21 protein-coding genes are annotated in these 20,926 nt (G+C 69.2%); 7 read left to right on the forward strand and 14 right to left on the reverse strand.

Features of this window, described 5'->3' with window-relative positions; genetic code table 11:
• Positions 1-79: 79 nt before the first annotated feature.
• The 14 genes from DXK32_RS26655 to DXK32_RS26730 all read right to left on the reverse strand — a co-directional run bounded on the left by DXK32_RS26655 (position 80) and on the right by DXK32_RS26730 (position 12,978).
• Positions 80-844, reverse strand: coding sequence for a TetR/AcrR family transcriptional regulator (locus DXK32_RS26655; protein ID WP_114861277.1), 765 nt, complete (start codon positions 842-844; stop codon positions 80-82).
• A gap of 91 nt (positions 845-935) precedes the next feature.
• A complete protein-coding gene (locus DXK32_RS26660) occupies positions 936-1,550 on the reverse strand; it encodes an isochorismatase family protein (protein WP_114861278.1) in 615 nt (204 codons plus the stop codon).
• Entirely contained in the window at positions 1,547-2,593 is a 1,047-nt protein-coding gene (locus DXK32_RS26665; protein ID WP_114861279.1) for a 2,5-dihydroxypyridine 5,6-dioxygenase, read from the reverse strand. Before DXK32_RS26665 ends, DXK32_RS26660 begins: the two co-directional genes overlap by 4 nt.
• Positions 2,594-2,620: 27 nt before the next feature.
• A complete protein-coding gene (locus DXK32_RS26670) occupies positions 2,621-3,436 on the reverse strand; it encodes an alpha/beta fold hydrolase (protein ID WP_114861280.1) in 816 nt (271 codons plus the stop codon).
• A gap of 14 nt (positions 3,437-3,450) precedes the next feature.
• Positions 3,451-4,206, reverse strand: a complete 756-nt coding sequence (locus tag DXK32_RS26675) for a maleate cis-trans isomerase family protein (protein WP_114861281.1) — start codon at positions 4,204-4,206, stop codon at positions 3,451-3,453.
• 151 nt (positions 4,207-4,357) lie between these two features.
• Positions 4,358-5,569 (reverse strand): FAD-dependent monooxygenase, encoded by a 1,212-nt coding sequence (locus tag DXK32_RS26680; RefSeq protein ID WP_114861282.1) that lies wholly within the window; start codon positions 5,567-5,569, stop codon positions 4,358-4,360.
• 97 nt (positions 5,570-5,666) lie between these two features.
• Positions 5,667-6,431 carry an ABC transporter ATP-binding protein gene (locus DXK32_RS26685; protein ID WP_114861283.1) on the reverse strand — a complete coding sequence of 255 codons (765 nt, stop codon included), beginning with the start codon at positions 6,429-6,431 and terminating at the stop codon, positions 5,667-5,669.
• The gene (locus tag DXK32_RS26690; protein WP_205215835.1) at positions 6,428-7,240 is read right to left on the reverse strand and encodes an ABC transporter ATP-binding protein; all 813 of its coding nucleotides are present in this window, start codon (positions 7,238-7,240) and stop codon (positions 6,428-6,430) included. The genes DXK32_RS26685 and DXK32_RS26690 overlap by 4 nt, the downstream gene beginning before the upstream one ends.
• Positions 7,237-8,208 carry a branched-chain amino acid ABC transporter permease gene (locus DXK32_RS26695; protein WP_114861284.1) on the reverse strand — a complete coding sequence of 324 codons (972 nt, stop codon included), beginning with the start codon at positions 8,206-8,208 and terminating at the stop codon, positions 7,237-7,239. The genes DXK32_RS26690 and DXK32_RS26695 overlap by 4 nt, the downstream gene beginning before the upstream one ends.
• 1 nt (position 8,209) lies before the next feature.
• On the reverse strand, positions 8,210-9,082 hold the full coding sequence (locus tag DXK32_RS26700; protein ID WP_114861285.1) for a branched-chain amino acid ABC transporter permease: 873 nt from the start codon (positions 9,080-9,082) through the stop codon (positions 8,210-8,212).
• A 292-nt stretch (positions 9,083-9,374) separates the two neighbouring features.
• Positions 9,375-10,511, reverse strand: coding sequence for an ABC transporter substrate-binding protein (locus DXK32_RS26710; protein ID WP_114861286.1), 1,137 nt, complete (start codon positions 10,509-10,511; stop codon positions 9,375-9,377).
• 275 nt (positions 10,512-10,786) lie between these two features.
• The gene (locus DXK32_RS26720; RefSeq protein ID WP_114861287.1) at positions 10,787-11,176 is read right to left on the reverse strand and encodes a hypothetical protein; all 390 of its coding nucleotides are present in this window, start codon (positions 11,174-11,176) and stop codon (positions 10,787-10,789) included.
• A gap of 93 nt (positions 11,177-11,269) precedes the next feature.
• On the reverse strand, positions 11,270-11,548 hold the full coding sequence (locus DXK32_RS26725; protein ID WP_114861288.1) for a hypothetical protein: 279 nt from the start codon (positions 11,546-11,548) through the stop codon (positions 11,270-11,272).
• A 158-nt stretch (positions 11,549-11,706) separates the two neighbouring features.
• Positions 11,707-12,978, reverse strand: a complete 1,272-nt coding sequence (locus DXK32_RS26730; RefSeq protein ID WP_014199591.1) for an amidohydrolase/deacetylase family metallohydrolase — start codon at positions 12,976-12,978, stop codon at positions 11,707-11,709.
• Between the two features lie 694 nt (positions 12,979-13,672).
• Between DXK32_RS26730 and DXK32_RS26735 the strand changes: the two genes are divergently transcribed.
• The 7 genes from DXK32_RS26735 (at position 13,673) to DXK32_RS26770 (ending at position 20,906) form a co-directional block, all read left to right on the forward strand.
• Positions 13,673-14,509 carry a sulfite exporter TauE/SafE family protein gene (locus DXK32_RS26735; protein ID WP_114861289.1) on the forward strand — a complete coding sequence of 279 codons (837 nt, stop codon included), beginning with the start codon at positions 13,673-13,675 and terminating at the stop codon, positions 14,507-14,509.
• A gap of 7 nt (positions 14,510-14,516) precedes the next feature.
• Positions 14,517-16,106 (forward strand): gamma-glutamyltransferase family protein, encoded by a 1,590-nt coding sequence (locus DXK32_RS26740; protein WP_114861290.1) that lies wholly within the window; start codon positions 14,517-14,519, stop codon positions 16,104-16,106.
• 57 nt (positions 16,107-16,163) lie between these two features.
• A complete protein-coding gene (locus DXK32_RS26745; RefSeq protein WP_114861291.1) occupies positions 16,164-17,318 on the forward strand; it encodes an ABC transporter substrate-binding protein in 1,155 nt (384 codons plus the stop codon).
• Between the two features lie 190 nt (positions 17,319-17,508).
• Positions 17,509-18,381 carry a branched-chain amino acid ABC transporter permease gene (locus DXK32_RS26755; RefSeq protein ID WP_114861292.1) on the forward strand — a complete coding sequence of 291 codons (873 nt, stop codon included), beginning with the start codon at positions 17,509-17,511 and terminating at the stop codon, positions 18,379-18,381.
• A complete protein-coding gene (locus DXK32_RS26760) occupies positions 18,378-19,415 on the forward strand; it encodes a branched-chain amino acid ABC transporter permease (protein WP_114861293.1) in 1,038 nt (345 codons plus the stop codon). The genes DXK32_RS26755 and DXK32_RS26760 overlap by 4 nt, the downstream gene beginning before the upstream one ends.
• Complete coding sequence (locus tag DXK32_RS26765; RefSeq protein ID WP_114861294.1) at positions 19,412-20,215, forward strand: ABC transporter ATP-binding protein; 804 nt, start codon at positions 19,412-19,414, stop codon at positions 20,213-20,215. Before DXK32_RS26760 ends, DXK32_RS26765 begins: the two co-directional genes overlap by 4 nt.
• Positions 20,202-20,906 carry an ABC transporter ATP-binding protein gene (locus DXK32_RS26770; protein WP_014199601.1) on the forward strand — a complete coding sequence of 235 codons (705 nt, stop codon included), beginning with the start codon at positions 20,202-20,204 and terminating at the stop codon, positions 20,904-20,906. The genes DXK32_RS26765 and DXK32_RS26770 overlap by 14 nt, the downstream gene beginning before the upstream one ends.
• Positions 20,907-20,926 lie beyond the last annotated feature (20 nt).

The following is a 20,926-nucleotide window of genomic DNA, read 5'->3' on the forward strand; positions in this document are numbered from 1 at the left end:
GCAGGGGAGGGCTTTCTCCTCCCCCTGCGAAGCGGGGGGAGGTCGGGAGGGGGGCGCACCGCAGCCACTCTCCAAAAAACTACCCCCGCTTCCTCCGCCCCGGCGCCCGCGCCGGTTCCGGCACCGGGGCCAGCATGCCGGCGCTGACGAAGCTGCTGATCTCGGTGATGATCTCGTCCGGGTCGCCGGGGTTGCAGATGCCCGGCGCCAGCTCCTCCAGACGGTGGGTGTCGGAGAAGGCGTAGAGATAGGCGCCGATCATCAGCGTCATTCGCCAGTAGACGTCCCGCTCCGACAGATGCGGCAGCGCCTCCTTCAGCGCGGCGGCGAAGATGCGGGTCGAGGCGTCGTAGGCCTCGTTGCGCAGCTTGTAGGAGATTTCCGGCGGCTCGGTGTGCAGCCGGGCCTGGAGCCGCATGAAGGTGCGGCCCCCCTCCGTCTCGCGCATGGCGAGCGCCGGCATCAGGAAGGCGTAGACGATGTCGCGCACCGGCGGCGGCGCGGGGCCGCGGCGCAGCGCCTCCAGCCGCTCCATGCGCTCGTCGGCGATCTTCCGGCCGCGGCGCAGGAAGACCTCCTCGAACAGCCCGTGCTTGGACCCGAAGTAATAGCTGATGAGGGCCTGGGTCACCTCGGCCCGGTCGGCGACGTTGCGCAGGCTGGTGCCGGCGTAGCCGAGGTTGGCGAACTCCAGCTCCGCCGCGTCCAGGATCTGGTCGCGCACGTTGCTGGTGCCCTCCGGACGGCCCGGCCCGGCGCGGCGGCCGCGCGGGGGGCGGCCCCGCGCGGCGCCGCTCTCCGGCGCGGTGTCGGCGACGGGCGCGCTGTCCTGGACTTTGCTCATCGGTCGGCTCATCTCACTCCCGGCGGCACTCTTCGGATGGAAAGTCTAACATGGTGCAACGCCCGATCCTCTTTTCAACCCAGACCGCGTCTCACAAGGCGAGAACGCGCTCCGCCGTAACCACGTCGCCGTATTTCTGGCCGATGTCGAACAGGTTGGCCTCGTGCGGCGCCAGGGCGCGGTCGCCCACGCAATCGGCCATGACGACCGGGCGGAAGCCGTGGCACATGGCGTCCACCACGCTGGCCCGCACGCAGCCGCTCGTCGTCGCTCCGGCGATCAAAAGAGTCTCGACGCCGCGCTGTGTCAACCACGGCGCCAGCCCGGTCCCGAAAAAGGCCGAGGGAACCGTCTTGCGCACCACCAGCTCCCCCGGCACCGGGGTCAGTTCCGGCACGATGGCGCTGATGGCGGCGTGCTCGGTCAGGGTCTGCATGCCCGGCACCTTGATGGAGAAGACGTTCCCGTCCGATCCGTCGTCGGCGTAGACGATCCGGCTGTGGGCGACGAACCAGCCGCGATTCCGGGCCTTCTCCAGCACCTGCGCCGTGCGGGCGATGGCCGGCGCGATGTTGCCGCCGCCGAACACCGCCGGGTCGGCGAAACCGTTGACGAAATCGACGATCAGCAGACCGATCTGGCCCTGGATGCCCAGTGACCGGCCGAAGCCCTGCCGCTCGTAGACGGCCTGTTCCGAAACACTCATGCCAGTTCCTTTCCGGCGAGCAGCTTGCCCTCGCGGACGACGTCGCGCCCGTCCAGGCGGACGGTGCAGTTCCGCATGGGGATGTCGATGTGGCAGGCGGTGGTGCGCGACCCGCCCGCCTCGTTGTTGGGGCCGAGCGAGAACAGGAAGTTCCCGGCAAAGGCCCGCGCGTCCATGCCCAGCGTCTGCTCCCGGTCGTAAAGGCCGAGCGTCGACCAGCGCGCCCGCTTTTGCGTGCCCCAGCCGATGTGGGAGATGGCGTAGGCCTCCGGGTCGGCGAAGGCGTCCATGTAGTCGTTCAGCAGGTCGGCGTCCAAACCGCCGGTGATGGCGGTGACGTAGCCCTTCTCCACCGTCATCTCGATCTGGGACGTCAGATAGGACTTCATCGGCAGGAGGATGTCGCCCTTGTCGAGAACGATCCGCCCGCTCGCCTGCCCCTCGTTGGGGAAGGTGAAGCCGAAGCCGCTCGGCCAATGGTCCCAGCGCCCCGGTTCGTCGACGAAGCCGTATTCCTGCACCGTCGGGAACTCGCCGATGGGCAGGCGCAGGTCGGTGCCGGCGCGCGAGGTGACGTGCATCTCCTTCGCCGCCTTCAGCAGCGCGGTCGCCTCGCCCACCGTCGCCTTGTCCTCCAGGCTGGGCAGCAGGCGGACGAGGACCTCCGGCGGCTCGACGGCGAGGAGAATTTTCGTGCCGCTCTCCAGGATCTCCATCTGCTCCGGCGAGAAGAGGAGGGTCATCAGGTCCAGCACCAGATCGCTTTCCTTCAGCGCGGCCATGGCGGCGCGGTTTCCGGTCAGCGGGGTGGTGCCGAGATAGGCGAGGCTGTCGCGGCTGTGGGCGTGCTCCGCGTTCACCGGCGGCAGGTCCAGCCGGTTGACCCGCGCCCCCAGATTGGAGGCGGCGATCAGGGCGGTGCGCAGGGTCTGCGGGTGGGTGCCGTCGCTGGTCAGGATGGTGACCACCTCCTGCGGCTTCAGCTTCGACAGGGTCAGAACATGGGTCCAGGCGCGGACCATATCGGCGTCACTGACGGGCATGATGCGTGTCCCTTTCCGGATGGACGGTCAGACGGCGGTGCCGAGGAAGGTGCCGAAGGCGCGGTAGAAGCCCTCTTCGTCGTCCCAGGGGATCATGTGGCCGGCCCCCTCGACGCGGGTGACGGCGAGTTCGGGCTGGAGCTTGCGGATCTCCGCCTCCTCCTCGGGCCGGATCACGTCGCCGCGCCCGGCGGCGATCAGCAGGGCCGGGCAGGGGATGCGCGGGAAGTCGGCGTGGATGTCGTCGGTCTGGAAGTCGTTGAAGGCGGTGACGATGGCCCGTTCGTCGCAGGTGTGCAGCCATTCGGCGCGCAGGCGGAGTTGCTCGTCCGTCCAGGTCGGGCAGAAGGGCCGCATCGCCTCCAGGTCGGCGCCCTCGCGCATCAGGCGGATGGAGTCCACGTACCAGGGCAACTGCGCCGGGTAGGGGCGGCGGCCCGGCCCGGAGACCGGCGGATCGACCATGACCAGCCGCGCCGGGGCGGCGCCATGGCGGCTGACCGCGCGCAGCCCGATGCGCGCGCCCATGGAGTGGCCGACCAGCGCGTAGTCGCGCAGGCCCAGGGCTTCGGTGAAGGCCGCCACGTCGGCGGCCATGGCGTCGAGCCCGTAGTCGAGCGCGTCCGACGCCTCCGACAGGCCGCGCCCGCGCACGTCGAGCACGTAGGTGTCGAAGTTGCGCCCGAAGCGCTCCGCCACGAAGCCCCAGGTGACGGCGGGGCTGGTGATGCCCGGAACGATGACGACGGGACGGGTTTTCCCCTCGCCGCCGTAGCGCAGGTAATGCTGGCGGATGCCGTTGGCGCGGAGGTTCGCGCCGTAGCGGTAAGTGCTGCTGGTCATGGCATAACCCCCGCTCAGTAGGCGCCGGAGAGCAGGGCGCCGGCCCCCGGAACGCGCGTCGGCAGGCCCAGCGCCTTCAGCTTGGCGTAGGTGGTGGCGACGGCGGCGCTCAGCACCGGCTTGCCGGTCATCGCCTCGACCTGCGCGATGGCGGGCAGCGACGGCATCTGGACGCAGGCCGACAGCACCACGGCGTCCACCCCGGCGGTGTCCATGCCGGCGACGATGCCCGGCAGGCGGGACGGGTCGTGGCGCCCGACCTCCAGATTGTCGGGGATCTCCAGCGCCCGCCAATCGACGACCTGCACGCCCTCATGCTCGATGTAATCGACGACGAGCTGGGCCAGCGGCTTCATGTAGGGGGCGACCAGGGCGATGCGCTTGGCGCCCAGAACATGCAGCCCGTCGACGAGCGCGCCGGCGCTGGTGATGACCGGGGCCGTCCCGCCATTCTCCGCGGTGCGCCCGTGCAGCCGCTCCTGCGAGACGCGGTGGTAGCCCTTGCCCATGCTCATGATGGCGACGAGGCAGGCGTAGCCCAGCACGTCGACGCGGGCGTCCGACAGCTCCAGCGCGCAGCGGTCGGACTCGGCGTCCATGGCGGCGAGTTCCTCCTTCTTCACCGTCTTCATGCGCATCCGGCTGGAATGGAAGGTGAAGCGGGTGCCGTGCGCCAGCGCGTGGGCGGTCAGCATCGCCGGGATTTCCGTCTCCATGGTCGTGTTGGAGCTGGGGACGATCTGGCCGATGCGATAGGTCTTGTTGGTCATGGTCGGTCCTTGGAGATGTCTTGCGGCGGAGCTGGCTCTTGGTGCTGCCTTTGCCCCCACCCCGGCCCTCCCCCGCTTCGCAGGGGAGGGAGTTTTGTCCCCTCCCCTGCGTTAGCGGGGGAGGGCCGGGGTGGGGGCAACGTCGCCCCGCTCACGCCACGAGGCGCGGCTTGTCGGAGAGGTTCGGCCGGAAGGCGCGGGCGTCGTACTGGTAGACCCAGTTGGCCTGGATGCCGGTGGCCTGCGGGTTGAACAGCCCGCGCAGCCAGTACATGAAGTCGCGCTTCGCCTGGGCCAGCGGGGAGGGCAGGTGGTAGGTCCGCCCGCGCTCCCGCGCCTCCAGCTGGACGCGGCTGGTGCGGGGAAGCCGCTCCGCCTCGTAGTCGCGCAGCGCCGAGGCCACGTCGCCGCCGTGCCCCTTCAGGGATTCGGCCAGCACATAGGCGTCCTCGATCGCCATCGCGGCGCCCTGCGAGAGGAAGGGCAGCATGGGGTGTGCGGCGTCGCCCATCAGGGTGATGCGGCCCTTCGACCAAGTCGTCATCGGGTCGCGGTCGAACAGGCCCCATTTGTAGACCTGGTCCACCTTGCTGAAGAGCGTCTCGACGTTGCGGTGCCAGCCGCGGAAGGCGCCGAGCATTTCCTCCTTGCTGCTGGGGGCGTTCCAGGACTCCTCCACCCACTCCTTGGTTTCGGCGACCGCCACGATGTTCACGGCCTTGCCGCCGCGCACGTAGTAGGTCACGACGTGGCTGTGCGGCCCAAACCAGAAGGAGGCGTCGGGGCTGACGTAATCCACCACCCCGCCGGTCGGCACCACGGCGCGGTAACACATGTGGCCTGTGAAGCGCGGCGCCTCCGGCCCGAACAGGCCGGAACGCACGACGGAGCGCACGCCGTCGGCGCCGACGATCAGGTCGGCCTCGTACTCGCTGCCGTCGCTGAAGCTGGCGACCGCCGTGCTCTTGTCCTGGCGGACGCCGGTGCAGCTCACCCCGAAGTTGGCGACGCTGTCCGGGACCAGCGAGGCCAGGATGGCATGCAGGTCGGCGCGGTGGATGTGGATGAAGGGCGCGTCGTAGAGCACCGGGCAGGTCTCGATCAGCGGCGTGCGGAAGGTCTCCCGCCCGCTGCGCCAGTTGCGCCCGACCAGCGATTGCGGCAGGAAGCCGGCGGCCAGCATCTTGTCGAGCAGCCCCAGCGACTTGATGACCTTCACCGCGTTCGGCGTCATCTGGATGCCGGCGCCGATCTCGCCGAAGCCCGGCGCCCGCTCGAACAGGCGGACCTCGAAGCCGCGCTGGAGCAGGCTGCCGGCCAGCGCGACGCCGCCGATGCCGCCGCCGACGATGCCAATTCGCATGTTGGTTCGCACTCTTGCCTCCTGAAGGACGGCGACCGAGAATTGTTCGGTCGTTCGTTTAATTATTCGTGACACGGCCTGTCGCCGTGTGGCGGCCTCAGCCGCCCAGATAGGCGCGCAGCAGGTCGGGGTCGCCGCGCAGCTCCGCCGAGGGGCGGCTGGCGGTGATGCGGCCCGTCTTGACCACATAGGCCCGGCTGGCGACGCCCAGCGCGTTGTGGATGTTCTGCTCGACCAGCAGGACGGTGACGCCGTGGCCGTTGACGGAGCGCACCACGTCGAACACCTCGTCGGCCATCTTCGGGCTGAGGCCGAGGCTGGGCTCGTCCAGCATCAGCAGCCGCGGCTCCGACATCAGCGCGCGGGCGATGGCGAGCATCTGCTGCTCGCCGCCGCTGAGCGTTCCGGCCATCTGGCGCGACCGCTCGCGCAGGCGGGGGAAGCGGTGGAAGGCCATGCCGATGCGCCGCTGCACCTCCTCGCGCGAACGGCAGAGATAGGCGCCGAGCGCGATGTTCTCCTGCACCGTCATATTCGGCCAGACGTGCCGTTCCTCCGGGCAGTGGGCGATGCCGGCGGCGACGATGCGGTCGGCGGGCAGGTTGGCGATGGCCTTGCCGTTCCAGACGATGGTGCCGGAGCGCGCCTTCAGCAGGCCGGAGATGGCCCGCAGGATGGTGCTCTTGCCGGCGCCGTTGGCGCCGATCAGGGCGACCGTCTCGCCGGCCCGCACGTCCAGCGACACGCCGTGCAGCGCGGCGGTGGAGCCGTAGGCGACGTGCAGGCCCTCCACGGCGAGGACCGGCGCGTCGGCGGCCTGCGCAATGGCGGAAGGCGAGGGGGATTCGGAGAGCAGCGTCATGCGGCGGCCTTTCCGAGATAGGCTTCGGCGACCTGCCGGTTCTCGATGATCTCGGCCGGCCGGCCCTCGGCCAGCTTGCGGCCGAAGTTGAGGACGACGATCCGGTCGGACACCGACATGACCAGATCCATGTTGTGCTCCACGATCAGCAGCGCGTCGATGCTGCGCCCGATCAGCGTCTTCAGGACGGCGCCGAAGGTCCCGGCCTCGTGGCTGTTCAGCCCGGCGGCGGGCTCGTCGAGCATCAGCAGGCTGGGCTTGGCGGCCAGCGCCACAGCGACCTCCAGCAGGCGCAGCTCGCCGCAGGACAGCAGATGCGCCGGGGCGTTCATGCGCTGGGCCAGACCCATGGTCTCGACGATGGCCGCGGCGCTCTCCCGCGCCTCCCGCTCGGCGCGGCGCACCGCCTCGCCGGGGAAGAAGGTGGCGAGGAGGGATTGGCGGCTCGCCATGTAATGGCCGGTCAGCACATTCTCGAAGACCGTCAGCCGCTTCATGACGTTGGTCTTCTGGAAGCTGCGGACGAGGCCGAGCCGGGCGATGGCGTGGGGTTTGCGGTTGGTGATGTCCTGCCCCTTGAAGCGCACCCGCCCGTTGCTCGGCGCGTAGAAGCCGGTCAGCATGTTGAAGCAGGTGGTCTTGCCGGCGCCGTTGGGGCCGATCAGGCCGACGATCTCGCCGGGCTCGATGTGGAAGCTGAAGTCCTTCACCGCCGTGATGCCGCCGAAGGTCATGGTCAGGTCGTCGGCGCGCAGAAGCGGCTGCCGGTCGGCGGTCGGCTCGGCTGTCGGCTGGGTGGTCGCCGTCATACGGTGCGCTCCTTCGCGGCGTTGAGGGTCGGCTTGGCGGCCTGCTGCTCGCGGCGCAGGGCGATGAAGCCCATCAGGCCGTTGGGCAGGAACAGGACGATGGCCATGACGATCAGCCCGAACAGGGTGAGGCGGAGTTCCTGCACCTCGCGCAGATATTCCTCCAGCACCGTCACGATCACGGCGCCGGCCAGCGGGCCGATCAGGGTGCCCTTGCCGCCCAGCAGCACCATGATGATCATCGTCGCCATGAAGGCGAAGCGGAACACCTCCGGCCCGACGAAGGAGATGTAGTGGGCGTAGAAGCCCCCGGCCAAGCCGGCCAGGAAGGCGCCCAGGACGAAGGCCTGCATGGCCGTGCCGAAGGGATCGACGCCGATGGACTGCGCGACGTAGCGGTTCTCGCGCACCGCCACCGCCGCCCGGCCGGCGTTGGAATAGACGAAGCGGTAGGAGAAGTAGAGCGCCACCGCGGCGATGCCCAGCACGATCAGGAAGAAGCCCGCCTTGTCGGTGACGGCCACGTCCCCGAAGAGATTCTGGCCGACGCCCGCCAGCCCCATCGGGCCGTTGGTCACCGCGATCCAGTTGTTGGCGACGATGCGCAGCACCTCGGCGAAGGACAGGGTGACGATCACGAAGTAAGGGCCTTGCAGGCGCAGCGTGATCGCCCCGATGGCGAAGCCGAAGACGGCGGAGACCAGCCCGGCCAGAGGGATCGTCACCCACATCGGCATCCCGGCCTGGGTGGACAGCAGCGCCGCCGTGTAGGCCCCGGTGCCGAGGAAGGCGGTGTGGCCCAGCGAGAACTCGCCGACATAGCCGACCACCAGATTGAGGCTGCTCGCCAGCACCGCGTAGAACAGCGCCATGATGGCGAGGTGCAGGATGTACTGGTCCGTCACCGCGAAGGGCAGAAGCGCCGCCCCCGCCAGAAAGGCCAGCAGGATGTTGCGTTCCAGGGTCATGTCAGGCCCTTTCCGTGCGGATCGAGAACAGGCCCTGGGGCCGGAACAGCAGGATCAGGATGACCAGGACGAAGCCGATGACGTCGACCATGCCCATGGAGACATAGCCGCCCCACATCGCCTCGGCGACGCCCAGCAGCAGGCCCCCGGCGATGGCGCCGGCGAAGCTGCCCATGCCGCCGAGGATGACCACGACGAAGCTCTTCAGGCTGATCAGCCCGCCGACCGACGCCTGGGCGGAGTAGATGGAGGCCAGCAGCATCCCCGACAGCGCGGCCAGCGTGCAGCCCAGCGCGAAGGTGGCGGCGTAGACATGGCCGGTGCGGATGCCGGCGAGGCTGGCCGCCATCGGGTCCTGGAAGGTGGCGCGCATGGCGGCCCCCAGCCGGGTCCGGCGGATCAGCAGATGGGCGCCGACGATCAGCGCGATGCCCACCGCCACGGCCAGCAGGCGCAGCTTGGTCACCGCGATCGGGCCGAAGAACAGTGGCCCTTCGGCCATCGCGCCGGCCACCTTCATGGGCGCCGGGCCGACCAGCAGGAGCGTGCCGTTGACCAGGAAGATCGACAGGCCGATGGTCAGCAGGATGCCCGGCTCCTCACCCTGGCCGCGCACCCGCTCGATCAGGAAACGGTCGACCAGCCAGCCGACGGCGGCCATGAAGGCGGCGACCACGATCAGGCCGCTGAAGAAGTCGAGGCCCAGGTGATTGGTGACGAACCAGCCGCTGACCCCGCCCAGCATGTAGAACTCGCCATGGGCGAAGTTGACCACGCGCATCAGGCCGAAGATCAGCGTCAGGCCGAGGGCGGAGAGCGCGTAGAACACGCCCATCACCAGCCCGTTGGCCAGGAACTGCGGAAAGAGATCCATGACGTTCTCGCAAAAGCAGGCCCGCACAAACGGTGCGTTGGATCGGTGTGCACAGGGTTAATCGCATTTGAAGTCCCCTCTCCCCTCCGCTCATGCGCAAACGAAGTTTGCGCTGACGCGGCAGGCGGACCTTTGGTCCGCCGAAAGCGGGGAGAGGGTTAGGGTGAGGGGGTTGTGCTTTTGCCGGACGTATCGTCTTGCACATCCCCCTCACCGGCCCTCCGGGCCACCCTCTCCCCAGAGGGGAGAGGGCTATTTGGCCAAATGCGACGGCCCTGGCGGCGTCCGCCGGTCAGTGCGGCGCGTCCACCGGGGTGGAGGCGATCACCTTCGGTTCGCCCTTCTCGATCCGCACCAGCACCGCCTCGAAGCCGTAGGCCTGGCCCTTGTCGGTGAACTTGTAGACGCCGTTCGGCGCCTCGTAGCTGGTCTTGGCGAGCGACGCCCGGATGGCCTCGGCGTCGGTGCCGCCGGCCCGCGCGATGGCCTGTCCGGCGATGTTCAGGGCGTTGTAACCGGCGGCGCCGTACTTGCCGGGCTTGATGCCGTACTTCGCCTGGTATTTCTGGACGAACGCCTGGTTGCGCGGGGTGTCCATGCTGGAGGCGTAGGGGACGGCGGCGTGGATGCCCTCCGCGGCCTCGCCGGTCAGGTTGATGAAGTCGGCGGTGGCCCAGGAGCCGACGCCGAACACCTTGGTGTCCAGCCCCATCTCGCGGATCTGCTTGACCAGGATGGAGCCGTCCTGCGTCTCCGCGGCGACGAACACGCCGTCCGGCTTGGCGGCGCGCAGCTTGGTCAGCAGGGTGAAGAAGTCGGTGGCGCCGTGGTCGAAATACTCGGTCAGCACCGTCTTGACGCCCAGCGCCGTCAGGTCGCGGGAAAATTCCTCAACCCCGCCGCGGCCCCAGTCGTCGTTGACGCCGATGTAGGCGACCTTGGTCAGCTTCAGGTCGTTGGCGAGGATCTTGGCGAAGGCTTCCGCCATCAGCGCGTCCGTCTCGGCGGCGCGGAAGAAATAGGGGTTGCCCTGTTCCGTCAGGCTGGCCTTCGAGGACACGCCGGTGATCAGCGGCAGCTTGTATTTCTGGGCCACCGGCATGATCGCCGCGGTGGCGGAGCTGCAGAAGGCGCCGACAAGCGTGACGACCTTGTCCTTCTGCACCAGCTTTTCGACGGCGTTGACCGAGTTGGCCGGGGTGCACTGCCCGTCCTCGACGATCAGTTCGATCTTCTTGCCGAGGACGCCGCCTGCGGCGTTCATGTCCTCGACGGCGAGCCGGGCGCCTTCCACCACGGACTTGCCGTTGTAGGCGACCGATCCGGTCAGCGGCTGGACCAGCCCGATCCTGACCGTGTCCTGCGCCTGCGCCGGAACCGACGCGGCGACGCCGGTCAACAGCAGGCCGCCCAGTACCACGTTTCTCATCTCTCCCTCCGCGTTCGACGGTGATGTCGCGATGACGGCGAATGACGATTCCCTGTCGGCGCCCCGCCGCTCTCGGCGTGGGCGCGTCGGCCGGTTGCGGGAACGCATGCCGTCCGATGCGGCAACCGTTCCCGTGTTTTATTATACGGCCAATTAATTATTCAGGGATGCTAACGGTCACGTCGCGGCGCTGTCAATCGCTTTTCCGACGAAGACGGTTGGGGATTTTCCGTGGGGAATTTTGGGGAGATGTTTTGCGCCGCTCGACGCGCTCCTCAGCGGAGCGCGTCGAGCGTGTCGGCGTTGGGGCAGAGCCGGGCGTGCTCCGGCTGCGTGCAGCCTTCCGCCAGCAGACGGCGGCAGGTGCGGGCGCCGCGGCAGAGCGCGCAGACGCGCTGCAGATCGTTCATCAGGTCGGGGCGGTCCTGCTCCACCATGGCGCCGTCGACGCCGTGCAGCGCCATCGCGGCGGGAAGCAGCGCCCCGACATGGCCGGCGCGCAGCACGGCCGGCGCGGTCAGGTCGGTCAGGCCGGCGTCGGCCAGAACGCGGTCGCGGTCGTGCGGCGCCAGCGCCTGGAGCGCGTTCAGGGAGCGGACGCCGCGCCAGCCGCGCAGCAGCTTCGCGCACAGGCCGTCCTGCGGTGCGGGGGCGGGGGTGGTCATGGGAATCTCCGAAGCGGGTTATTAATCGTTCGATTAATATTCGCTGCCAAGCCCCCCGGCGCCTTGATGTGGATCAGCCGCGCCCGGATTTCGTTACGGGGCGGGACGCGTCCCGACGCAGCGCACGGCGTAGCGCCGGAAACCGAAGCCGGACTCGCCCTCGCACCGCTCGACCACGAAGGCCGCGCGCTTGGTGACGACGCGGCTTCCCGTGGCGAGCGGGGCATCGTGCGCCAGCTCCAGCATCATGCGCTGCTGGCGCCGCGGGTGGGACAGCAGCAGGGCGCGGGCCTTGCCCAGCCGCCGCCCCTCGGCGTCGCGGCAGCGGGCCGGGACCTCGAACATCCAGAAGGCGAGCGCGGCTTCGGACATGGGCGGAGTCCTCGTGGGATGATGGGGTGTTCGGGTGCCGACGGTTGCCCCCTCCCTAACCCTCCCCCTCTACGAGGTGGAGGGGACTGCCGCCGCTTCGCGGAAGGCACCCTCTCCCGCGGAAGCGGGGGAGGGCCGGGGTGGGGGCACCGTTTCGTTTACGCCGCCACCGGAATCGGCTTCGGCAGCAGCGGGCTGTCCACCTCCTGCACCACGCCGTCGCGCAGCGAGAAGGCCGGGACGATCATCTCCGGCGCGGTCACCCGCTCGCCGCTGTTGTCGCTGAGCTGCCAGCGGCCGGCCTTGACCTCCAGAACCGCCACGTCGGCGGCCATGCCCGGCGTCAGCGCGCCGATTTCGTCGGCCATGCCCAGCATGGCGGCGGGGTTGCTGGTCACCGTCTTCAGCACGTCGCCCAGCGCCATGCCGAGGGTCAGAAGCTCGGTCATGGCGTGGGTCAGGCTGAAGGGGGCGACGCCGTAGAAGGGGTTGGCCTCGCGGTCGCCGCCGGCGCCCGCCGTCGGGGCCTTCACGTTGTAGCCGTGCAGGTCGGCGCCCAGCGTGTAGGGCAGGATGCCCGCCGCCAGCGTCCGCCGCGCCATCTCGAAGCTGAAGTGCGAGCCGTGGCCGACGTCCACGGTGAGCCCACGCTCCAGCGCCTTGTAGATGACCGGATGCACCTCGCCGGTGCGGGTGGAGATGAAGCCGCCGGGATGCCGGGTGAAGGGATGGGCCAGGATGTCGCGCGAATCCAGCAGCGGGACCAGCTCCTCCACCAGCATGTCGGGATCGACGGCCTCGCCGCCCTCGACCTCCGGCCAGAGCTGGCCGAGATGGACGTAGAGCGGCACGCCGATGCCGTCGGCGATGCGCTTGGCCTGCTTGATGACGTCCAGCCCCCAGCGCGAGGCGCCGCCGACCTCGGCGTGGGCCTTGATGCCCTTGACGATGTCGCGGTTCTCGCGCCCGACGCGGATGGTGGCGTCCACATCGACGCAATCCGGGCGGTAGAGCTGCGGGTAGTAGTGGCCCTCCAGCCCGCCGACCAGATAGGCCGAGAGGAAGCACAGCGTGCGCGAGCGCGCCGGCTCGGCGATGAAGCGGCGGAAGGCCGGCAGGGTCATCAGGCTCGGCCCGCCCTGGTCGACCAGAGTCGACACGCCGGAGCGCACGCCCACCATGTCCGGGTTCAGCCCGAAGCGCCCGGTCACCTTCTCGAAGACGTGCGCGTGGGTGTCGATCAGGCCCGGCGTCACGAGCTTTCCGGAGACGTCGAGGATGGTGTCGGCGGCATCATCGGGCAGCCGTTCCGCCACCGCCGCGATGCGGCCCTTCGCGACCGCCAGATCGCCGACCAGATCCAGCCCGTTGGCCGGATCGAGAATCCGTCCGCCGCGGAGCACGAGGTCGAACGTGTGCGTCTCTGACATAACCCACCTTCTTGCGCTGATTTTTATCTGGCCGTCCTTTCAGCAAGCGTCATGCCAGGGTGGGCAGGGGTCGGTGGGGCGCACAAAACTTCAGCATACTGACGAATGACCGTCCGTTGGGCATTTGGTGGTCAAAATACGCACAATACGGCATACCACGGCATGTACCCGCCGCCCTCCGATGCCCAGTTTTCCACAGTATGCTGATGATTCGCGGCGCGGCGGCACGGCGTGGCACCCTGCCACCAATTTGTGCACGAACACAGAAGCCGAGGCGGAAATCAGGGTTTTTCAGAGACTCCTGGGTCGGCCCGCTGTCGCCGTGCCGGGGCATGCACAGGCTCTTCGCGAGCATCATCATATCGTCAGTATGCTGATGAGTGCCCGCGCGGCAGGCAGAGGTTGCGCAGGAATGAAGCGGAAGGCCGGCCCGCTCGGAAGTCGCGATTATTTGTTGTTTCTCAAATGGATGCTGGCCGTTTTCCGGCAGCCGCGTGGCCCCTCCGTCAATCCGTTTGCCCAACATTAGGGCGGTTTCCGGCCCTGGCGCCACGCCGCGCCCTTCTTCCCGGCGAACCGAAATGCGCAGTGTTCTGCCGGTTGGCACGGCGTTCGCAAAGGGATGGGAAACCAACGGAAAAAGTCGGATATCCATAAAAATGAGAGGGTTTTCGCAGATGCGGCGGGGCATTCCGTGACCGGGCTGGGGATCGCGGCGGTGCCGCAGCTTCCCATCCTCGGCGGCGGGCTGCTGCTGGCCGGCGGCTTCGCCGGGCTGGCGGCCGGCATGATGGGGGTGGGCGGTGGCATCGTGATCGTGCCGGTGCTCTATCACCTGTTCACCGCGCTGGGCGTGGACGAGGCTGTGCGCATGCACGTCGCCGTCGGTACCTCGCTCGCCACCATCATCGCCACCTCGCTGACGTCGCTGCGCGCCCACCGGCGGCGCGGCGCCGTGGACGGCGAACTGCTGCGGGCCTGGGGGCCGGCGATCTTCCTGGGCGTGCTGGCGGGAACGGCGGTGGCCGGCGTGGTGCGCGGACCGGTGCTGACGGCGGTGTTCGCCGCGATGGCGGTCCTGGTCACGCTGCACATGCTGTTCGGCAAGGCCGAGTGGCGCATCGCCGACGGGCTGCCGAGCGGCGCGCCGCGCCAGGGGCTGGCCGGCGGCATCGGCATGATGTCGGCGATGATGGGCATCGGCGGCGGCACGCTCAGCGTCCCCATCCTCACCCTGTTCGGCTACCCGATCCACCGCGCGGTCGGCACGGCGGCGGCGCTGGGCTTCATCATCGGTGTGCCGGGAACGGTGGGCTTCGTGCTGACCGGCTGGAACGTGCCGGGGCGCCCGGATTTCAGCCTGGGCTACGTCAACCTGCTAGGTCTGGCGCTGATCCTGCCGGCCTCCATGGCGATGGCGCCGCTCGGCGCGCGGCTCGCCCACAGCCTCGACACCCGCGTCCTGCGCCGCGTCTTCGCCCTGTTTCTCGGGCTGACCGCGGCGCGGATGATCTACGGCCTTCTTCCCTGAGGTTCCCATGCTGAACACGCCGCGCAGCCGCCGGGGAATGGTCACCTCCCCGCATCACCTCGCCAGCCAGGCCGGTCTCCAGATCCTGCGCGACGGCGGCACCGCCGTCGAGGCGGCGGTCGCGGTCGCCGCGGCGCTGGCCGTCGTCTACCCGCACATGACCGGCATCGGCGGCGACGGCTTCTGGCTGATCGCCGAGCCGGGGCGCGACCCCGTCGCCATCGACGCCTGCGGCGGGGCGGGCAAGGCCGTCTCGCTCGACCTCTACCGGCGCCACGGCCACGCCACCGTGCCCTGGCGCGGGCCGCTGGCGGCGAACACGGTCGCCGGCACCATCGATGGCTGGCGCGAGGCGCTGGCCGTCAGCGCCGGCTGGGCCGAGCCGCTGCCGCTCGCCCGCATCCTGGAGGAGGCCATCGCCCACGCCGAGCAGGGCATCCCGGTGACCGCCAGCCAGGAAAGGCTGACCCGCCAGAAGCTGCACGAGCTGAAGGACGTTCCCGGCTTCGCCGGCACCTTCCTGCCGGGCGGCGCCGTGCCACTGGAAGGCTCGACGCTGAAGCAGCCGGCGCTGGCCGCCACGCTGCGCCGGCTGGCGGTGAAGGGGCTGGACAGCTTCTACCGAGGGCCGCTCGCCGCCTCCATCGCGGCGGATCTGCAGCGCGCCGGCGCGCCGGTGGACGCGGCCGATCTGGCGGGTCACGCGGCGCACCGCCGCCCGGCCCTGTCGGTCGGCGTGCGCGGGGCGCGGCTGTTCAACCACCCGCCGCCGACGCAGGGTCTGGCCTCGCTGATGATCCTCGCCCTGTTCGACCGGCTGGGGGTGACGGAGGGCGAAGGCTTCGACCACATCCACGGTTTGATCGAGGCGACCAAGCAGGCCTTCCTGGTCCGCGACCGCGAGGTCGGCGACCCGGCCTACATGGGGCGGGAGGCGCAGAGCTTCCTTGACGACGCGGTGCTGGACGGGCTGGCGGCGAACATTGATCGTTCCCGCGCGCTGCCCTGGCCGCATGTCGCCAAGCCGGGCGACACGGTGTGGCTGGGCGTGATCGACGGGCAGGGCCGCGCCGTCAGCATGATCCAGAGCGTCTATTTCGAATTCGGCTCCGGCCTCGTGCTGCCGGACACCGGCATCACCTGGCAGAACCGCGGCGCTTCCTTCCGCCTGGCGGAGGATGGCTGGAACGCGCTGGCTCCGGGGCGCAAGCCCTTCCACACGCTGAACCCGGCGATGGCCCGCTTCGACGACGGGCGCGGCATGGTCTACGGCACCATGGGCGGGGAGGGGCAGCCGCAGACGCAGGCCGCCGTCTTCTCCCGCTACGCGATGTTCGGGCAGGGCCTGCAGGCCGCCGTCACGGCGCCGCGCTGGCTGCTCGGCCGCACCTGGGGCGAGGACAGCGTGACGCTGAAGCTGGAAAGCCGCTTCGACCCCGCCCTGGTCGCCGCCCTGCGCGACGCCGGGCACACGGTCGAACTGCTCGATCCGTACACGAGCACCATGGGGCATGCGGGCGCCATCGTCCGCCATGCCGACGGAATGCTGGAGGGGGCGACCGATCCCCGCAGCGACGGCGCGGTCGCCGCTTGGTGATCACCAAGTGACCGCCGCCGAATGACGGTTCAAATCAAAAAGAGGGGGCTAGACGACATGCGGACGATGAAGACCACGGCGTTGCTGCTGAGCGCCGCGCTGCTGGCGCCGGGCGTGGCCTTTGCGCAGGAGACGATCAAGATCGGCGTGACCCAGCCTTTGACCGGCGCGGTCGCCGCGTCGGGCAACTACGTCGCCAACGGCGCGCGGGTGGCGGAAGAGGTCGTGAACGCCAACGGCGGCGTTCTCGGCAAGAAGATCCAACTGATCATCGAGGACAACAAGAGCAACCCGAAGGAGGCCGTCGCCTCCGCCGAGAAGCTGATCGTGCGCGACAAGGTCCCGGTGCTGATGGGCGCCTGGAGCTCCACCTTCACCCTGGCGGTGATGCCGAAGCTGGTGGAGTACGGCGTGCCGATGGTGGTGGAGACCTCCTCCTCGACCAAGATCACCACCTCGGGCAACCCGTGGGTCTTCCGCATCGCCCCGACCTCCGCCATGGAGGCCAAGTCCTTCGCGGAGAAGCTGGACCACTTCCAGCCGGCCATCCAGAAGGCCGATTTCCTGGCGGTGAACAACGACTTCGGCCGCGGCTCGGCGGAGGAGTTCCGCAAGATGCTGCAGGCCAAGGGCGTCAAGATCGGCGTCACCGAGACGATGGCCCCGGAGGCCACCGACCTGTCGGCCCAGCTCTCCAGCATCAAGCAGTCGGGCGGCGACACGCTGTTCGTCACCACCGGCGTCGAGCAGATCACCCTGATCCTGAAGCAGGCGGCCGAGCTGCGCCTGCCGCACCGGGTCATCACCAACGGCGGTTCCTCCTCCCCCGACCAGCTCATCGCGCAGGCGGGTGCGGCGGCGGACGGCGGCTACTTCACGCTGTTCTTCGCCCCCTGGTTCCCGGAGAAGGCGGTGCACCCGACGGTCGCCAAGAGCTTCGTCGATGGCTGGAACAAGAAGGGCTACGACTTCGCCGGCCTGACCGAGGGCTACCGCGGCTATGACGGCATCATGACCATCGTGGAAGCCATCAAGAAGGCCGGCAAGGCCGAGCCGCAGGCCATCCGCGACGCGCTGTGGACCGTCAAGCTGGACGGCGTGAACGGCGACATCGCCTTCAAGAAGGACGGCCCGGAGGGCAAGGAGAGCGGCCAGAACGAGGCCAACGTCTACGTCGTCCAGGTGAAGGACGGCAAGGTGACGATGCCGTAAGCACCCCCGCCGCAGGCGCGGGGAGGGTGAGGGGAATGCCCGTGGCGGTGCGTCCGGCACAAGCGCAACCCCCTCACCCTGACCCTCTCCCCGCTTTCGGCGGGCCGAGGGCCCGCCTGACGCGTCAGCGCAAACTTCGTTTGCGCGTGAGCGGAGGGGAGAGGGGAAAACCGAGGGATGGAGACACGCGGTGGAAGCGCATCTGCAGCATCTTTTGAACGCCGTGGTCCTGGGGGGGACCTACGCGCTGCTGGGAATCGGCCTGACGCTGATCTTCGGCATCATGCGCGTGGTCAACTTCACCCATGGCGAGCTTTACACCTTCGGCGCCTACATGGCCTACATGCTGGCCGGGATGATGGGACTGAACTTCTTCATGTCCCTGGCGATGGCCGCCGTGTTGGGCATGGCGCTGGGCGCGCTGATCGAATTCACGCTGCTGCGCCCGCTGAAGGGGGCCGACATCGACACCACCATGCTGGTGATGATCGGCGCCGGCATCGCCATGCAGGCCGGCGAGCAGCTGGTCTGGGGCGGTGTGGCGAAGTCCGTGCCCAGCCCCTTCCCGACCGAGCCGGTGGTGATCGGGTCGGTGTCGGTGGGCATGAACCGGCTGTTCGTCCTGGGCGTGGCATTGCTGCTGCTGGGCGGCTTCTACCTGCTCATCAACCGGACCAAGCTGGGTGTGGCCATGCGCGCCACCTTCCAGGACCCGGACACGGCGGCGCTGATGGGCGTCAACCGCGGGCTGATGTACACGCTGACCTTCGCGCTCGGCTCCGGCCTCGCCGCCACGGCGGGGGCGCTGCTCGGCCCGATCTTCGTGGTCACGCCGACCATGGGCGATCTGGTGGCGCTGAAGGCCTTCGCCATCGTCATCCTGGGCGGGCTGGGCAACATCCCCGGCGCCACCATCGGCGGCTTCGTCCTGGCGCTCGCCGAGGAATTCGGCGCCGGCTACCTGTCGTCGGGCTACCGCGACGCCATGGGCTTCATCCTCATCATCGCCGTGCTGATCGTGCGGCCCCAGGGTCTCTTCGCCATGAAGGAGCGGATCGGATGACGACGCGTCTCCTCCCCTGGCTGTTCGTCCTGTTCATGGCGGTCGGGCCGCTGTGGCTGGGCGACCAGTACATCCTCTACGTCCTGACCTCGACCGGCATCTTCATCATCGGGGCGATGAGCCTGAACCTGCTGCTCGGCTACACCGGGCAGCTCAGCCTGGGGCACATCGCCTTCTTCGGGATCGGGGCCTACACCAGCGCGCTGCTGTCGCTGGGCTTCGACCTGGATCTCGGCGGGGCGGAACCCTTCGTGCTGGGGCCGCAGCCGGTGTGGGTGGCCTTCCTCGGCGGCATCCTGGTGGCGGGGCTGTTCGGCTTCCTCATCGGCAAGCTCGCCTTCCGGGTGCGCGGGGCCTACTTCGTCATCGTCACCATCAGCTTCGCCCAGGTCATGCGCATGGTCGCGCTGAACTGGGTGGACCTGACCGAGGGGCCGATGGCGCTGAACAACATCCCGCCGCTGTCGGTCTGGCTGCCGTGGGACGGGGTGATCCCGCTCTACAAGAAGGAATACAACTACCTTTTGGTGCTGGCGGTCGCGGTGGTCTGCTTCCTGGTGATCCAGCGGCTGGTGCAGTCGCGGGTGGGCCGGGCGCTGGTGGCGCTGCGCGAGAACGAGTCGCTGGCGCGCTCGGTCGGCATCGACGTGACGCGCTATCTGGTCGTCGCCACGGTGATCGCGGCGGGCATGGCCGGGGCCGCGGGCGGGCTCTACACCCACTACATCCGCATCGTCGACCCGGACGTCTTCATGTTCATCTACACGGTGACCATGGTCATCATGGTGGTGACGGGCGGCAAGGGCACGCTGGCCGGGCCGATCGTCGGCGGCCTCGCCTTCGGCATCCTGCCCGAGGTGCTGCGCGAGGTGGCGCGGCCCGAGGTGCAGTGGATCATCTACGGCGTCGCCATGATCGTGGTCGTCTTCTTCCTGCCGCAGGGCATCGTTCCGGCGGTCAAGAACTGGTTCGCCGGCCGCCGCAAGCGCCTCGCCGGAACGGCGCTGGGCCTGCGCAAGGAGACCTCGGCATGAGCCTCGCCCTCGACACTGCTGACGCGCCAATTTTGGAAGTGCGTGAGGTCGCGGTCCACTTCAGCGGCCTGATCGCCATCGCCTCGATGAGCTTCGCCGTGCCGGAGGGGGAGATCGTCAGCCTGATCGGCCCCAACGGGGCGGGCAAGACGACCGCCTTCAACGTCATCACCGGCTTCCTGAAGCCGACCGGCGGCAAGGTGCTGTTCCGCGGCACCGACCTGACGCGCCTGTCCTCCAACCGCATCGCCGGCCTGGGCGTCGTGCGCACCTTCCAGCGCACCAGCATCTTCGCCGGCTGCACCGTCTTCGACAACGTGCTGACCGGGATGCACCGGCAGGGCAAGGCGGAGACCTGGGGGGCGCTGCTGCGGCTCGCCTCGGTGCGGGCGGAGACGGAGCGGATGCGGGCGGAGGTGGCCGAGATCCTGGCCTTCGTCGGCCTGTCGCACCGCGCCGACGAGCTGGCCGGCAACCTCGCCTACGGCGAGCAGCGGTTGCTCGGCATCGCCATCGCGCTGGGCGCCGACCCCAAGCTGCTGCTGCTGGACGAGCCGGCGGCCGGGCTGAATCCGTCGGAAACCGAAGCCTTCATGGGCGTCGTCCAGCGCATCCGGGACCGCGGCGTGACCATCCTGCTGGTCGAGCACGACATGCGCATGGTGATGACCATCTCCGACCGCGTGGTGGTGCTGAACCACGGGCGCATCATCGCCGAAGGCCCGCCGGAGGTCATTCGCGCCAACCCGGACGTGATCCAGGCCTATCTGGGCCAGGGGGTGAAGCATGCTAAAGGTTGAGGGGATCACCGTCTGCTACGGCCAGATCCCGGCGCTCCGCAACGTCTCGCTGACGGTGGAGGAGGGGGAGCTGGTCACCCTGATCGGCGCCAACGGCGCCGGCAAGACCACCACGCTGCGCGCCATCAGCGGCCTGCTGCCGCTGGCGTCGGGCCGCATCACCTTCGAGGGGCGGGAGATCGGCAACGCAGCGCCCCGCACGGTGCTGGCGCTGGGCGTCGCCCACTGTCCGGAGGGGCGGCGCGTCTTCCCCCACCTGACCGTGCGCGAGAACCTGGAGATGGGCGCCTATCTGCGCCGCGACCATCAGGCGGTGGCCCAGGACATGGAGCGGCTGTTCCACCGCTTCCCCCGCCTGAAAGAGCGGCTGAACCAGCCCGCCGGCACCATGTCGGGCGGCGAGCAGCAGATGCTGGCCATCGCAAGGGCGCTGATGTCGCGCCCGAAGATCGTGCTGTTCGACGAGCCGTCGCTCGGCCTTGCCCCCAACCTCGTGGAGCGCACCTTCGAGATCGTGTCGGACATCCGCCGGGAAGGGACCACCGTGCTGATGGTCGAGCAGAACGCCTACGCCGCGCTCGACATGTGCGACCGCGCCTACCTGCTGGAGAGCGGGCAGGTGATGGAGCAGGGCACGGGGCAGGCCATGCTCGCCAACGACCACATCCAGCGCGCCTATCTGGGCGGTTAAGAAAAAAAGAGAGGGTCAGG

It is taken from the genome of Azospirillum brasilense, from assembly GCF_003349955.1.
In the GTDB taxonomy this organism is placed as follows: domain Bacteria; phylum Pseudomonadota; class Alphaproteobacteria; order Azospirillales; family Azospirillaceae; genus Azospirillum; species Azospirillum brasilense_B.